Source organism: Massilia atriviolacea (assembly GCF_003953935.1).
Lineage (GTDB): Bacteria > Pseudomonadota > Gammaproteobacteria > Burkholderiales > Burkholderiaceae_D > Telluria_A > Telluria_A atriviolacea.
Genome location: NZ_RXLQ01000009.1, coordinates 103178 through 117993, shown reverse-complemented (window position 1 = coordinate 117993; position 14816 = coordinate 103178). Strand labels below are relative to the sequence as shown.

The window sequence follows — 14816 nt, the reverse complement described above, 5'->3', positions numbered from 1 at the left end:
CCATTACCGACGGAGAAACATGATGCTGAACGACCAGATGAGAAATATTGTGCAACAGATGCCCAAGGCTGAATTGCACATCCACATCGAAGGGTCGCTCGAACCGGAGCTGATCTTTGCGCTGGCGCAAAGAAATGGTGTTTCCCTGGCCTACGCTTCGGTGGAAGAGCTGCGCGCGGCCTATGCCTTCAGCGATCTGCAATCCTTCCTCGACATCTACTACGCCGGCGCCAGCGTCCTGCTCAAGGAGCAGGACTTCTACGATATGACCATGGCCTACCTCGTGCGTTCCCACGCCGACAATGTGCGCCATGCCGAAATCTTCTTCGACCCGCAAACCCACACCGCGCGCGGCGTGCCCTTCGAGACCGCGATCAACGGCATCTGGCGCGCCTGCCAGGATGGCCCCATCAGCGCCACCCTGATCATGTGCTTCCTGCGCCACCTGAGCGAAGACGACGCCATCGCCACCCTGGAAGAGGCCTTGCCCTTCCGCGACAAGTTCATCGGCGTCGGGCTCGACTCGTCCGAGCGCGGCCATCCGCCCGAGAAATTCGCGCGCGTGTTCGAACGCTGCCGCCAGCTCGGCCTGCGCCTGGTGGCCCACGCCGGCGAGGAAGGCCCGCCGGCCTACATCGAAACCGCGCTCGACGTCCTGAATGTGGAACGCATCGACCACGGCGTGCGCTGCCTGGAAGACGCCGACCTGACGGCGCGCCTGGCGCGCGAGCAGATCGCGCTGACCGTGTGCCCGCTATCGAACGTCAAGCTGCGCGTGTTCGGCGAGATGGAAGAACACAATCTGGCGACCCTGCTCGACGCCGGCCTGGTCGCCACCGTCAACTCGGACGACCCGGCTTACTTCGGCGGCTACATGAACGATAACTTCGTGGCCGTGTTCGACGCGCTGCCGCTGACCGCCGCGCACGCGCGCCAGCTGGCCCGCAACAGCTTCACGGCCGCCTTTCTGGCGCCGGAAGCCAAGCGCGCCTTCCTGGCCGAAGTCGACCAGTTTTTCGCCAGCGCCAACGTCACCCTCTAAAACACCGCCCGCCCCGCCATGCTGATTCAATCGCTTCGAATGACCGCGCGCGACTGGCGCGCCGGTGAACTGCGCTTTTTGCTGATCTCCCTGATCATCGCTGTCTCGGCGCTGTCGGCGGTGGGGTTTTTCATCGACCGCATGCGCAACGGCCTCAATCGCGATGCGCACCAGCTGCTCGGCGCCGATTTGCTGGTCAATGCCGACCAGCCGCTCGATCCCGCCTGGCGCGCCGAAGCCAAGAAGCGCGGCCTGGTGCTGGCCGATACCGTGACCTTTCCCAGCATGGCGCAGGCGGGCGAGGGCGAGCAATCGCTGTCGCAGCTGGCGGCCGTCAAGGCGGTCTCGCCCGGCTACCCGCTGCGCGGCCAGCTGCGCATTAGCACCAGCCTGGAACAGGCCAGCGCCGCCCTGGGCGAGAAGACCGACGCCACGCCCGCCCCGGGCACGGTATGGGTCGACCCGAATGTCCTGACCGCCCTCAAGGTCGATGTGGGCAGCCGCATCCGGGTGGGCGACAAGGAATTCACGATCGCCCAGCTGATCGCCTCGGAACCGGATCGCGGTCCCTCGTTCGCCAATTTTTCGCCGCGCGTGATGCTGCCGCTGGCCGACCTCGATGCCACCGGCCTGATCGACAACGGCTCGCGCGTGACCTACCGCCTGCAGGTGGGCGCGCCGTCCGGTAACGATACCAGGAGCGTCAAGGCCTTCGAAGCGTGGATCACCGAGCGCATCGCCGCCGACAAGGTGCGCGGCGTGCGCGTCGAGTCGCTCGAAAACGGCCGTCCCGAAATGCGTTCCACGCTCGACCGCGCCGACCGCTTCCTGTCGCTGGTCGGCCTGCTCTCGGCCATGCTGGCGGCGGTGGCCGTGGCCATGGCGGCGCGCCGCTTCATGCTGCGCCACCTGGACGCCTGCGCCATGCTGCGCTGCCTCGGCCTGAGCCAGAACCAGGTCAGCATGCTGTACCTGATCGAATTCGCCCTGATCGGCCTGGTGGGCAGTACGCTCGGGGTGCTGGTCGGCTTCGGCGGCCACTATGTATTGATGGAGCTGATCGGCGCCATGCTCAGCACCGACCTGCCGCCGGTCTCCTTCCTGCCGGCGCTGCAGGGCATCGCCACCGGCATGCTGCTGCTGGTCGGCTTTGCGCTGCCGCCGGTCCTCCAGTTGCGCAACGTGCCGCACAACCGCGTGATCCGGCGCGAACAGGCCGCGCCGAAGCCGATGGCGCTGGCCACCTATGGCCTCGGCCTCGTGGTGTTTGTGGGACTGCTGCTGTGGCAAGCGGGCGACGTCAAGCTGGCGCTGTCGACCGCGGCCGGCTTCCTTGGCGGCTTTGCCGTGTTTGGACTGGTGGCGTGGGGCGGCCTGGCCTTTCTGAAGACCCTGCGCGGCGCCGTCGACAACCAGAGCTGGCGCTTTGCCGTCACCTCGCTGCAGCGCCGCCCGGGCGCGACCATCGTGCAGGTGGTCTCGCTGGCGCTCGGCCTGATGGCCCTGCTGCTGCTGACCGTGGTGCGCGGCGACCTGATGACGGCCTGGCGCAGCGCCACCCCGCCGGACGCGCCGAACCGCTTCGTCATCAACATCCTGCCCGAGCAAAAGGACGACGTGGCCAGGCGCATCGCCGCCGCCAGGGTCGACGACGCGCAGCTGTTCCCGATGATTCGCGGGCGCCTGACCGCCGTCAACGGCAATCCGATCACTGCGGCGACCTACGACGACGACAATGCGCGCCGCCTGTCCGACCGCGAGTTCAACCTCTCGACCACGCGCGACATGCCGGCCTCGAACGAGATCGTGGCGGGCCAGTGGTACAAGGATGGGCCGGGCGTGGCCGAAGCCTCGGTCGAGCAGGGCCTTGCCAAGACCCTGCGCCTGAAACTGGGCGACAGCCTGCGCTTCGACGTCGGCGGCACCCTGGTCGACGCCAGGGTGACCAGCCTGCGCAAGCTCGAATGGGGCTCGATGCGCGCCAACTTCTTTGTCATCATCAACCCGGCCGCGATGGAAAAGACCTCGCAGACCTTCATGACGGCCTTTCACCTGCCGCCGGCCCAGTCCACCTTCACCAACGGCCTGACGCGCGATTTCCCGAACCTGACCGTGATCGATGTCAGCGGCATCATCCGCCAGCTGCAGGAGGTGCTGGACCAGGTGGTCACCGCCGTCGAATTCCTGTTCATGTTCACCCTGGCCTCGGGCGTGCTGGTGCTGTACGCGGCGCTGATGGGGTCCCAGGACGAGCGCACCCGCGAGTCCGGCCTGCTGCGCGCCCTCGGCGCGACGCGCAAGCAGCTCTCGCGCGCGCAGTGGATCGAATTCGCGCTGGTGGGCGGGCTGGCGGGCCTGCTGGCGGCATCGGGCGCGGCGGCGCTGGGCTGGGCGCTGGCGACCTACCAGTTCAAGTTCCCGTGGACCTTCAGCCCGATGGTGTGGCTGGCCGGACTGGTGGTGGGCGCGCTGTGCGCGATCGTCGGCGGCTGGCTCGGGCTGCGCAACGTGCTGCGCCAGCCGCCCTTGCAGACCCTGCGCGGCACGTAAGAGTAAGGGCGCGCGGGGCAAGGGCGCGCTGGACAAGGGCGCGCTGCTCAAGGCGTGGTCTCGCGCTCGCGCAGGAAGCTGGAGAACGGGTGGGCCGGTTGGTCCAGCTCACCCGGCGCCAGCGGGAACAGCGCCCAGTAATAATTGTCCTGCGCCCCACGGCAGCACTGCGCGGGCGCAGTCCAGCGATGCCAGTTGCGGGCGAAGTCGCGCGCATACATGCCGTCGCCCTCGCGAAAATACGGCACGATGCAGCGTTCGCGCACCGCCTGCAGGAAGGAGGGCGGCGCATCGCTGTCGCAGCCGACTTCATGGTGCGCATTCATCCCGGCCTCGGTCTCGACCACCAACAGCTGCGCGCGGCCGCGCGCGTCGTACAGCAAAATCCCGGCCGGATTCGGATACAGGTAGTGCTCCACGATCCCGTGCTGCTCGATCACCATGCGCACCACCGCACTGAAGGCCGGGTCGCTCAGGAAGCTGTGGTTGTGCAGCTCCAGCATGTCGCGCAGCGGGTCCGAGCGGGCCGCGAAATACTCGCGCTGCAATGCCACGATTTCGGCTTCCAGGCGGTCGAGCGCGCCGTCGTCGCTCTTCTTGATGTAGCGGTCGATCAGGCCGCGGTTGAAGGCGTCCACCGCCACCTTTTCGTCGGCCACGCCGGTAAACAGGATCTTCTTGCAGGGCAGGTGGCGCAGCGCTTCGCACAATTCGAGGCCATCCATCTGCGGCATCGAATAATCGACCACCACCACCGACGGCGTCATGAAGCGCTCCGGCTCGAAGCTGATGCGGTGGATCTGGTCGATGTCGACGGCGACGTTGCAGCCGTCCTGCGCGCCGGGATAGGTGTCGTGGCTGGCCGCCAGGCGGCCCGGCTGGCGCTCGCCGTGGGCGCCGATCCAGGCCAGCGCGCTGCTGGTATCGGCGAAGCATTTGCTGGCCAGCGCGGGGTCGAGCTGGAAGGCGACGCTTTTCAGGAAGCTGTCGCTGTCGTCGATCAGGACGGTCAGGCTGGGATGGCTGTAGATCGGCAGGGGCATGGGAGCCTTTCGTGGGAGGTCAATGCGGGTCCGGCGCCGCCGCCACGCGCGGGAATTCGAGCACGAAGATGGTGTAGCCAAGTTCGCGCGAGACGCAGCGGATGCTGGCCTGCCAGGCATCGATGATGTCCTTGCACAGGGCCAGCCCGATGCCGGCGCCGGAGCTGGGAGGGTAGGAATAGAAGCGCTGGAAGATCAGCGGCAGCTGGCGCGCGGCGATGCCGCAGCCGGTGTCGATGACGAGCAGGCGCGGGCGCTCGGGACGGCCGTCGACCACGATGCGGATGCGGCCCTTGCCGGCCCGGTGCAGCGCCTTGAGCGCATTGCGCAGCAGGTTGAGCAGAATGACGACCGACAGCTCGTGCTTGCCGGCGAAGCGGAAGTCGGTGCGGATGTCGACGCTGACCGCGTCGCGCTGCGACTGCGCCGCGAACGGATAGCGCCGCATCACCGAATCGACCACCTCGCGCATCGACAGCACTTCGGTCGCTTCGAGCTGCTGTTCGACCGCGCTGGCCGACAGCAGGAACAGGTCGATCATGTGCGTCATGTGGCGCACCTCGTACTGGATGCGCGCCATCGCTTCGCCCATGGCCTGCCAGTCCGCTTCGCTGGCCCTGGCCGGCGGCGCGATGCGGCGGGCGATGCCGCGCACATTCGCTTCCACGCTCACCAGCGGCGTGCGCAGTTCGTGCGACACGCTGGCCAGGGCGTACGCCATGCCGGCCAGTTTTTCGCGCGCCAGGGCGCCGCGGCCGGCCTTGGCCACCGACACGGCGACGATGGTGAACGCGTAGATCGGCAGCTGTTCCAGCACCGTGTGGCTGAGCAGGAAGGCGGGGTCGCCGACCAGCGCGAACAGGACGCAGGCGAGTACCGTGCCGCTGGCGCAGGCGGCCAGCGCCCAGCGCGTGCGGAAGTGGAACAGCACGATCAGCGCGATCAGCAGCGACTGGCTCCACACGGCCGAACCGTGGTTCATCAGATACATGAAGATGAACTGGAACGGCAGCACGTAGGTCACCGCGACGAACAGGTAGGCGTCGACGAAGCGTCCGCGCAGCAGGCGCCCGGGCGCCAGCGCCGGCAGGCACAGGGCCGCGCCGGCCAGGCGCAGCGTCAGGCTCTCGAACTCCTGCGGGAACCAGTAGGTCCAGATCGTGTAGTAGGCCGGCATGCCCAGGAAGCCGATCCAGGCCAGCAGCAGGAAGCGCCCGGTCGCATGCGCATGATGGCGCTCGTGCTTGACGAACCACTCCAGCAGGTATTCGCGCAGGCGCTGAATCGATAACGGGGAAGGGACGCTGGCAAAGATCATGGAAGAGCTTCCGGACTCGCAGGGTTGGGCGGGAAGCGCAATCTTCACCCATGTTGATATTTTGCAATTTGATATATGTCAAGCTCTATCGATGTTGCACAATTGTCAAGGATGGGCGCGACAGAATGGATGATTTTTCCGAGGAGAATTCATGTCTTTTGCTGTCGATCAAGTTTCGCCTGCCTTGCGCGCCGAATCGGCCATGCCTTCTTTCGTCACAGGCCGCATGGATGCGCATTACGTCACGCGGGTGGCGCAGTTGCTCGGTGGCGAGCATCTGCACGTCTGGAGCGCGCCCGCGCCCGGCGCGCTGATGTTGGCCAGCAACGACTACCTGTGCATCTCCGGCGAAGCGGCCTTGCTCGATGCGCAGGCGCGCTGCCTGGTGCGCACCCGCGGCGGCATGCTGATGTCCTCGGTCTTCCTGCAAGAGGGCAGCGCCCAGCACCGGCTGGAAGCGAAGCTGGCCGCGTTCATGGGGGCCGAGGACGCGGTGCTGACCCAGTCCGGCTGGGCCGCCAATGTGGGCCTGCTGCAAACCATCGCCGGGCCGGGGGTGCCGGTCTATCTCGACATGATGGCGCACGCCTCGCTGTGGGAGGGCGTGCAGTCGGCGCAGGCCGCTGCGCTGCCGTTCCTGCACAACGACGCGGCGCACCTGGAGCGCCAGGTGCGCAAGCACGGTCCCGGCGTGATCGTGGTCGACGCCCTGTACAGCACCAACGGCAGCGTCGCGCCCCTGGCCGCGATCGCGCGCATCGCCAGCGATAGCGGCAGCATCCTGGTGGTCGACGAATCGCATTCGCTCGGCACCCACGGCCCGCGCGGGGGCGGACTGGTGGCGCAGCTGGGCCTGGCCGGCCAGGTGCACTTCCGCACCGCCTCGCTGGCCAAGAGCTTTGCCGGGCGCGCCGGCTTCATTACCTGCTCGAGCCACTTCAAGGGCTACTTCCTGTCGGCGTCGCGGCCGGCGATTTTCAGCTCCTGCCTGCTGGAGCACGAGCTGGCGTGGTTCGACGCGGCGCTCGACTTCATCGCCGCCGCCGACGCGCGCCGCGCCGCGCTGGCGCACGCCACGCGCACGGTGCGCGACGGGCTGCGCACCCTGGGCTACAACGTCGAGGGCAGCGAACAGATCGTCGCGCTCGAAGCCGGCCCCGAGCCGCGCACGCTGGCGCTGCGCAAGGCGCTGGAAAAGCGCGGCGTCTACGGCGCCGTGTTCTGCGCGCCGGCCACCGCCAAGAACCGCTCGCTGGTGCGCCTCACGCTCAACAGCGGCATGACGGGCGCGCACTGCGCGCGCCTGCTGGAGGCCTGCGCCGACATGCGCCTGGAAGTCGGCATGGACAGCTGGCCGTCCACGCGGCGCCTGCGCCGCCTCGCATTGGTCTGACAGCGGCGCGCATGCTGCGCTATCATGGCGGCATGAGTGAACCACAAACCCTGTATGACGTCATCGGTGGCGAAGCGCGCGTGCGCGAGATGGTCGACCGCTTCTACGATCTGATGGAACTGGAGCCGGAATTTGCCGGTATCCGCGCACTGCATCCGCCGTCGATGGACGGCTCGCGCGACAAGCTGTTCATGTTCCTGAGCGGCTGGATGGGCGGGCCCGACCTGTTCGTCGAACAGTACGGCCACCCGCGCCTGCGCGCGCGCCACCTGCCGTTTGCCATCGGCAGCAGCGAGCGCGATCAGTGGCTGCGCGCCATGGCCTGGGCGATGGAAGACATCGGCATCGACGAAGCGCTGCGCCTGCGCCTGATGGAGTCGTTCTACCAGACCGCCGACTGGATGCGCAACCAGCCGGGTTGAGGTCCGACCGATTCCATGACCCAGACCGAATTCCTGATCCTGGCCGCGCTGGCGGTCGTCGTCATCGTGCTGCAGGCGCTCCTGCTGCTGCGCGCGCGCGCCGATGGCGGCGCGCTCCATCTTGAACGCCTCGAGCGCGAACTGCGCGCAGAGCTGCAGGCCGGCGCCCAGGGCACGCGCCAGGACATCGGCGCCAGCCTCGCGCAGTATCACGCCGCCACCGTGCAGCAGCTCGACAGCATGCGCCAGCAGATTCACCTGGCCAGCATCAGCGGGCGCGAAGAGCAGTCGGCCACGCTCAAGCGCTTTGCCGACACCATGCACCAGACCCTGTCGGCGCTGACCGAATCGAACGCGCAGCGCATGCTCGAAGTGCGCTCGACGCTGGAAGCGAAGATCCGCGACCTGCAGAACGACAACGGCGCGCGCCTGGAAGAGATGCGCAAGACGGTCGACGAGAAGCTGCACGCGACGCTGGAGACGCGCCTGTCCGAATCGTTCCGCCAGGTGTCGGAGCGCCTCGAGCGGGTGCACCAGGGGCTGGGCGAGATGCAGCAGCTGGCCATCGGCGTGGGCGACCTGAAACGGGTGCTCACCAACGTCAAGACGCGCGGCACCTGGGGCGAAGTGCAGCTCGAAATGCTGCTCGAACAGGTGCTCACGGTGGACCAGTATGCGAAGAACGTCGAGACCATTCCCGGCAGCGGAGCGCGGGTCGAGTTTGCGATCAAGCTGCCCGGCCACGTCGATGGCGGCGCGCCGGTGTGGATGCCGATCGACGCCAAGTTCCCCAAGGAGCAGTACGAACGCCTGCTCGACGCGGCCGACCGGGCCGACGCCGATGGCGTGGCGCTGGCCGGGCGCGAGCTCGAACGCGCGGTGCGGCTGGAAGCGAAGACGATCTGCGACAAGTACGTCTCGCCGCCGCTGACGACCGACTTTGCGATCCTGTTCCTGCCGACCGAAGGGCTGTATGCGGAGGTGATGCGCAGGCCGGGGCTGGCCGACGATTTGCAGCGCAGCTTGCGCGTGTCGATCGCGGGGCCGTCGACCTTGTCGGCGATCCTGAACAGTTTGCAGATGGGCTTTCGCACGCTGGCGCTGGAAAAGCGCTCGTCCGAGGTGTGGCAGGTGCTGGGCGCGGTGAAGACGGAATTCACCAAGTTCGGCGACGTGCTCACGCAGACCAAGCTCACGCTCGAAAAGGCGGCCAAGAATATCGAGAGCGCGGAAGTGCGCAGCCGCCAGATGGCGCGCAAGCTCAAGTCGGTGGAGGCCTTGCCGAGCGAAGCGGCGCAGCTGATGCTGGGGCCGGATATGGATAGCGAGGCGTAAGCACGTCGCCCCCGCGCAGGCGGGGGACCACGTTCGATGCTCAGTTGCCGGCTGCGGCGCTCACTTGGGCCCCCGCCTGCGCGGGGGCGACGGAGATGAGGCTAGCGGGGGCGACGGAGATGAGGTTAACGGGCGACGGAGATGAGGTTGGCGGGTGACGGAGATGAGGTTAGCGGGGGCGCAGACGGCGCCTGGCAGCACTCATCACCGCCATCAATCCCAATCCCATCATCATCCACTGTTCCGGCTCCGGCACCGGCACCGCCGGCAGATTGGTTTCCGGGACCGGCGTGAGATCGATGCCGGTGATCGGGCCGTCCCTGAACGGCGGCCCGAAACCGCCGCTGCCGATCGGCGTGACCGGCATCCCGCCCTGGTAGCCGGTCAGCCCCGGCGGCGCGGCCGGGGTGCGCTCCATGACCACCGATTTGGTTTCCGCGCTGGTGCCGCGCAGGGCGAGAGCCAGGTCGGTCTCCGGCGCTGCCGGTTCGTCGGACAGGGAGGTCGACGATCCCGGCCCGCCAAGGCCGGCGCGGCCGCGCGACGGGCCGCTCGTGCCGATCCGGTGAATGCGGCTCACGTTGCGGCACACGGTCGGCACCAGGATGCAGTGATCGCCTTCGCAATACACCAATCCCGCCTGTTTGGTGCTGGCGCTCCAGCCGGCACGCGAAACGCTGCCGCACACCGTGCCGGCGCCGAAATGCATGTCGCGGATCTTCGGTTCGTAGTAGTTCTGGCCCTTGATCGAATCGCGCCCGATGGTGACGAATTCATCGAAATTGCGGTCGGCCATGCGCTCCTTGAGGCGCGCGCGCACCAGCGGCGGAATGTCGCGGTAGCGGTCGACGGCGGCCACCACGTCGCCCATGAACGGGTTCACGCCGGGACGGTCCCAGTCGCACTTGTCGACGCGGCTCGCGGCCGCTGCGTGGGCCGGATTCGCCGCCAGCATCAGCGCCGCGCCCAACACCAACACGCAGGCCGACAGCGGCCCCGCGACCCTGGAACTTGCAACGGTAATGCAGCTTGCGCGCTTCATGATCTCTTACCGGATAGGTTTGCTTAGAGATCATATTAGCAAGCGTATTTCAAAAAAAGGTTATCATTCAAATAATTCAAAAATGACATCTTCAATGTTTTTTAGTCATTTCACCTATGATAAGTCGCTGTATAGCACGGCAATAAATAGGCAAGCTATGACAAAATACAGTGACTCAAAAACAACACAGTTATCGAAAATGCCACTTTGAATTGTCATGAATTTTGCTATTTGTGCAATCGATCGCCCTGTTGCGTCATCCAGTTTGCATATTCAATAAGTATTTGCGCAGCGGCGCGGCTCAGATCAACCCCTCGAACGGCATCACGTCGACCAACTCTCCCGCCGCGACGTTTCCTTGTTCATCATGCAAGATCACCATGCAGTTGGCCTCGCTCATCGAACGCAGGATGCCGGAGCCTTGCGATCCGGTGATGCGGACGGTTTGCTGGCCATCCTCGCCGCGCGCCAGGATGCCGCGCTGGTATTCGGTGCGCCCCGGTTTTTTGCGGATCGCGCAGGCCGAGCGAACCTTGAACAGGGGCAGCGGAGCGTCGGCGCCCATCATGCGCAGCAGCGCGTCGCGCGCGAAAAAGTAGAACGACACCATCACCGCCACCGGATTGCCCGGCAGGCCGAACAGAAAGGCACTGTGGCCGTTCGAGGCGATGCGCCCGAACGCGAGCGGGCGGCCCGGACGCATGCCGATCTTCCAGAAGCTCACGTCGCCCAGCTTGGCCATGATCTCGCGCGTGTAATCGGCCGCGCCGACCGACACGCCGCCCGAGGTGAAGATGGCGTCGACGTTTTCGCAGGCGTGGCGCAGCGCCTCTTCCAGCGCCTGCGGGTCGTCGCGCACGACGCCCATGTCGACGATGTCGCAGCCGAGCCGGGTGAGCATGCCGTGCAGCGTATAGCGGTTGCTGTCGTAGACGCAGCCGGCGTCGAGCGGCTGGCCGATCGAGCGCAGCTCGTCGCCGGTGGAAAAGAAGGCCACGCGCAGGCGCCGCGCGACCGGCACCGTGGCAATCCCGAGGGACGCCAGCAGCCCCAGGTCGGCCGGGCGGATGACCTTGCCCTTGCGCAGGGCGGCGCTGCCGGCCATCAGGTCTTCGCCGGCGAAACGGCGGTTGTCGCCCGCGCGGATCGCGCCGGGCGCGATGCTGATGCTGCCGGCGCCGATTGCCGCGACCAGCTCCTGCGGGATCACGCTGTCGCAGCCGGCCGGCATGACGCCGCCGGTCATGATGCGCACGCACTCGCCGCTGGCCGGCACCACATCCGAGGGACGGCCGGCGAACACCGTGCCCACCACCGACAGCGTGACCGGATCTGTCTCGGACAGGTCGGCCCCGCGCAGCGCGTAGCCGTCCATGGCCGAATTGTCGTGCGCCGGCACGCTGATCGGCGAGACGATGTCGGCCGCCAGCACCCGGTCCAGCGCCGCCGGCAGCGGCAGCTGTTCGACGCCGTCGACCGGCGTGATGAACTCGCCGATGATGCGCTGGGCGTCGCGCACGGGCAGGGCATCGGGATCGTAGGAAGACAGGCAGCTGGTGACGTCGTTCAGGGTCGGCAGGGTCATGGTGTGCACACGGAGTGGATTATTCTGGTTCGCACTGGCGCAGTTCGTCCAGCGTGTTGATGTTGCGGAAATCGTCGGCGTGCCCGAAGCGCACGCGCGCCACCGTGATGCCGGCGTACCAGCCATCCATGCGCCGTCCGCCGCCGGCCAGATAGGCTTCCAGCTGCGGCAGGGCGGCCGTGCGCACGAGGGCGAACACGGGCTGCGGCTGGACGCGGAGGGTGCCGCCGGGGCCGGGTTCCTCGGTTTCGGCCAGCGCCAGGTCGGCGCCCTCGCTGCTCAGGGCCTGGTGCAGGCGCGCCACCAGGTCGGGCGGCAAAAAGGGCGAGTCGCACGGCGCGGTGGCCAGCAGCGGCGTGGCGCAGCGGGCCATGCCGGTGGCCAGTCCGGCCAGCGGGCCTTCGAAACCGGTCAGCCGGTCGGGCCAGACCGGCACGCCGAAGCCGGCGTAGAGGTCCAGGTTGCGGTTGGCGTTGATGGCCAGCGCGCCCACTTGCGGCGCCAGTCGCTGCATCACATGCTGCACCATGGCGGCGCCGCGGAAGGGCTGCAGGCCTTTGTCGACGTGGCCCATGCGGGTGCCGCGTCCGCCGGCCAGGACCAGGCCGGTGATATCGTCAAGTGCTGTCATTTAACCGCCGATGTAGGACATTTCGACCCGTTTCTCCGGCCGCTCTTTGCCGCTGGTGTTCATGGTCCGGGTTTCGGAATAGCGGTCGGCGCGCACCTGCCACAGGGCGCCGATGGCGGCCGAGATTTCGGCGTCGCTGCGGCCGTCGCGCAGCAGCGCGCGCAGGTCGTGGCCCCGGGTGGCGAACAGGCAGGTGAACAGCTTGCCCTCGGTCGACAGGCGCGCGCGCGAGCAATCCTTGCAGAAGGCTTGGGTGACGCTGGAAATGAGGCCGATCTCGCCGCCGCCGTCGGCATAGCGCCAGCGCGCGGCGGTCTCGCCGTTGTAGTTCGCCTGCAGCGGCAGCAGCGGCATCTCGGCCGAGATGCGGCGCGCCACCTCGGCCGAGGGGATCACTTCGGCCAGGTTCCAGCCGTTGGAGGCGCCGACGTCCATGTATTCGATGAAGCGCAGGATGTAGGGGCTGCCCTTGAAGTGGCGCGCCATGGGCACGATTTCCTGGTCGTTCATGCCGGCCTTGACCACCATGTTGACCTTGATCGGCCCCAGGCCCGCGGCGTGGGCGGCGTCGATCCCGGCCAGCACGTCGGCCACCGCGAAATCGACATCGTTCATGCGCTTGAAGGTGGCGTCGTCGAGCGCGTCGAGCGACACCGTGACCCGGTTCAGTCCCGCGTCTTTCAGGGACTGCGCTTTTTTCGCCAGCAGCGAGCCGTTGGTGGTGAGGGTGATGTCGAGTGCCTTCCCGCCCGGGGTGCGCAGGGCGCTGAGCATGCCGACCAGCCGTTCGAGGTTCTTGCGCAGCAGCGGTTCGCCTCCGGTCAGGCGCAGCTTTTCGACGCCGTGGGCGACGAACAGGCTGGCGACGCGGGTGATTTCTTCGAACGACAGCAGCGAGGCATGCGGCAGGTAGGCGTAGTCCTTGTCGAAGACTTCCTTCGGCATGCAATAGACGCAGCGGAAATTGCAGCGGTCGGTGACGGAGATGCGCAGGTCGTGCAGGGGCCGCCCGAGCGCGTCGGCCAGCAGGCCGGTGGGCGCATCGAGCCGCGCGGGAATTGCCGGCGGCGGCGCGCGGCCGTCGCTGAGCATGATAGTTTTTTCAGCCATGCCGATACGATAGCACGAGCCCCGCCACGGCACAGGCGGCGAGCAGTTTGATGGTCCCGGCCTGGAAGCGGAACAGGGCCACGCAGGCGGCCGCGCTGATGGCGATGGCCGCGATGTCGGGCCGTCCATCCTGGACGAAGACATGCTGGCCGAAGAACAGGGCCAGGCTGACGATGACGCCCACCACCGCCGCCGAAATGGCGGTCAGCGGCGCCGTCATGCGCACATTGTCGCGCGTCGCTTCCACCAGCGGGCCGCCGGCCAGGATGAACATGAACGAGGGCAGGAAGGTGAAGAAGGTGGCCACGCAGGCGCCCGCCACGCCGGCCAGCAGCACGCTGCCCGGACCGAAAATGGCGTGGCTCCAGGCCCCCACGAAGCCGACGAAGGCGACCACCATGATCAGCGGGCCGGGCGTGGTTTCGCCCAGCGCCAGGCCGTCGATCATCTGGGGCGCGCTGAGCCACTGGTAGTGCTCCACGCCGCCCTGGTACACATAGGGCAGCACGGCGTAGGCGCCGCCGAACGTCATGAGCGCGGCCTTGGTGAAGAACCAGCCCATCTGCGCCAGTGCGCCCTGCGCGCCGTAGCGCCATGCCAGCAGCAGCCAGACGCCGGCGCCCAGCGCCAGGCCGCCCACGGCCACCCGGGCCAGGCGCGGCCAGGTAAAGCGCGCGTGGGCGGGCGTGGGGGTGTCGTCGTCGATCAGGGCCATGCCGTAGGAGGCGCGGCTGCCCGGGTGCTGGCCGCCGACCTGGAAGTGCGACGGCAGCAGGCGAGCGCCGAGCATGCCGATGGCGGCCGCCGCCAGCACGATCAGCGGGAACGGCACCTCGGCCAGCGCGATGGCCAGGAAGGCGGCAACGGCGATCGCCAGCAGGGTGCGGTTTTTCAGGGTGCGCGAACCGATGCGCCAGGCCGCCGCCAGCACGATCGCCACCACCGCCGGCTTGATGCCGTACAAAATCCCGGCGACCACGGGCAGGGTGCCGTAGGCCATGTAAATCCACGACAGCACGATCAGGATCAGCAGCGAGGGCAGGAAGAACAGCAGGCCGGCGACGATGCCGCCGCGCGTCTTGTGCATCAGCCAGCCGATGTAGATGGCGAGCTGGGTCGCTTCGGGGCCGGGCAGCAGCATGCAGTAGTTGAGCGCGTGCAGGAAGCGCTGCTCGGAGATCCAGCGGCGCCGCTCGACCAGTTCGGTATGCATCAGCGCGATCTGGCCGGCCGGGCCGCCGAAGCTGATGAAGCCCAGCTTGAGCCAGTACCAGAAGGCAACGCGCAAGGGGACGGGGGCGGGGCGGGTGTCGGCGGGAAGAGGCATCGTGGGTGTCGCTACGTG

The 14816-nt window shown here is 67.5% G+C and carries 12 protein-coding genes; 5 read left to right on the top strand and 7 right to left on the bottom strand.

Going from position 1 to position 14816, the window contains the following annotated elements; genetic code table 11:
• Positions 1-22: 22 nt before the first annotated feature.
• Together EJB06_RS17970 and EJB06_RS17965 are read left to right on the top strand one after the other, a co-directional pair.
• Positions 23-1042: an adenosine deaminase gene (locus EJB06_RS17970; protein ID WP_126075580.1), complete on the top strand. Its 1020-nt coding sequence runs from the start codon at positions 23-25 to the stop codon at positions 1040-1042.
• Positions 1043-1060: 18 nt separating this feature from the next.
• Positions 1061-3592: an ABC transporter permease gene (locus EJB06_RS17965; RefSeq protein ID WP_126075396.1), complete on the top strand. Its 2532-nt coding sequence runs from the start codon at positions 1061-1063 to the stop codon at positions 3590-3592.
• Between the two features lie 47 nt (positions 3593-3639).
• Here EJB06_RS17965 and EJB06_RS17960 read toward each other — a convergent pair whose 3' ends face one another.
• The gene (locus EJB06_RS17960) at positions 3640-4635 is read right to left on the bottom strand and encodes a response regulator (RefSeq protein ID WP_126075395.1); all 996 of its coding nucleotides are present in this window, start codon (positions 4633-4635) and stop codon (positions 3640-3642) included.
• A gap of 19 nt (positions 4636-4654) precedes the next feature.
• The gene (locus tag EJB06_RS17955) at positions 4655-5953 is read right to left on the bottom strand and encodes a sensor histidine kinase (RefSeq protein ID WP_126075394.1); all 1299 of its coding nucleotides are present in this window, start codon (positions 5951-5953) and stop codon (positions 4655-4657) included.
• Between the two features lie 151 nt (positions 5954-6104).
• Here EJB06_RS17955 and cqsA point away from each other — a divergent pair, with 151 nt between their 5' ends.
• The 3 genes from cqsA to EJB06_RS17940 are packed head-to-tail and all read left to right on the top strand — an operon-like array spanning position 6105 to position 9103.
• Positions 6105-7346 (top strand): alpha-hydroxyketone-type quorum-sensing autoinducer synthase, encoded by a 1242-nt coding sequence (gene cqsA, locus EJB06_RS17950; protein ID WP_126075393.1) that lies wholly within the window; start codon positions 6105-6107, stop codon positions 7344-7346.
• Between the two features lie 32 nt (positions 7347-7378).
• Complete coding sequence (locus EJB06_RS17945) at positions 7379-7768, top strand: group II truncated hemoglobin (protein ID WP_126075392.1); 390 nt, start codon at positions 7379-7381, stop codon at positions 7766-7768.
• A gap of 15 nt (positions 7769-7783) precedes the next feature.
• Positions 7784-9103 (top strand): DNA recombination protein RmuC, encoded by a 1320-nt coding sequence (locus EJB06_RS17940; RefSeq protein WP_126075391.1) that lies wholly within the window; start codon positions 7784-7786, stop codon positions 9101-9103.
• Positions 9104-9272: 169 nt separating this feature from the next.
• Here EJB06_RS17940 and EJB06_RS17935 read toward each other — a convergent pair whose 3' ends face one another.
• The 5 genes from EJB06_RS17935 to chrA all read right to left on the bottom strand — a co-directional run bounded on the left by EJB06_RS17935 (position 9273) and on the right by chrA (position 14798).
• The gene (locus EJB06_RS17935; protein WP_126075390.1) at positions 9273-10145 is read right to left on the bottom strand and encodes an MHFG family PEP-CTERM protein; all 873 of its coding nucleotides are present in this window, start codon (positions 10143-10145) and stop codon (positions 9273-9275) included.
• 301 nt (positions 10146-10446) lie between these two features.
• Positions 10447-11730: a molybdopterin molybdotransferase MoeA gene (gene moeA / locus EJB06_RS17930; RefSeq protein WP_198420861.1), complete on the bottom strand. Its 1284-nt coding sequence runs from the start codon at positions 11728-11730 to the stop codon at positions 10447-10449.
• Between the two features lie 19 nt (positions 11731-11749).
• Entirely contained in the window at positions 11750-12361 is a 612-nt protein-coding gene (gene mobA, locus EJB06_RS17925) for a molybdenum cofactor guanylyltransferase MobA (protein WP_126075389.1), read from the bottom strand.
• Positions 12362-13471, bottom strand: coding sequence for a GTP 3',8-cyclase MoaA (gene moaA, locus EJB06_RS17920; RefSeq protein WP_126075388.1), 1110 nt, complete (start codon positions 13469-13471; stop codon positions 12362-12364).
• Positions 13464-14798, bottom strand: coding sequence for a chromate efflux transporter (gene chrA / locus EJB06_RS17915; RefSeq protein ID WP_126075387.1), 1335 nt, complete (start codon positions 14796-14798; stop codon positions 13464-13466). Before chrA ends, moaA begins: the two co-directional genes overlap by 8 nt.
• Positions 14799-14816: the final 18 nt, after the last annotated feature.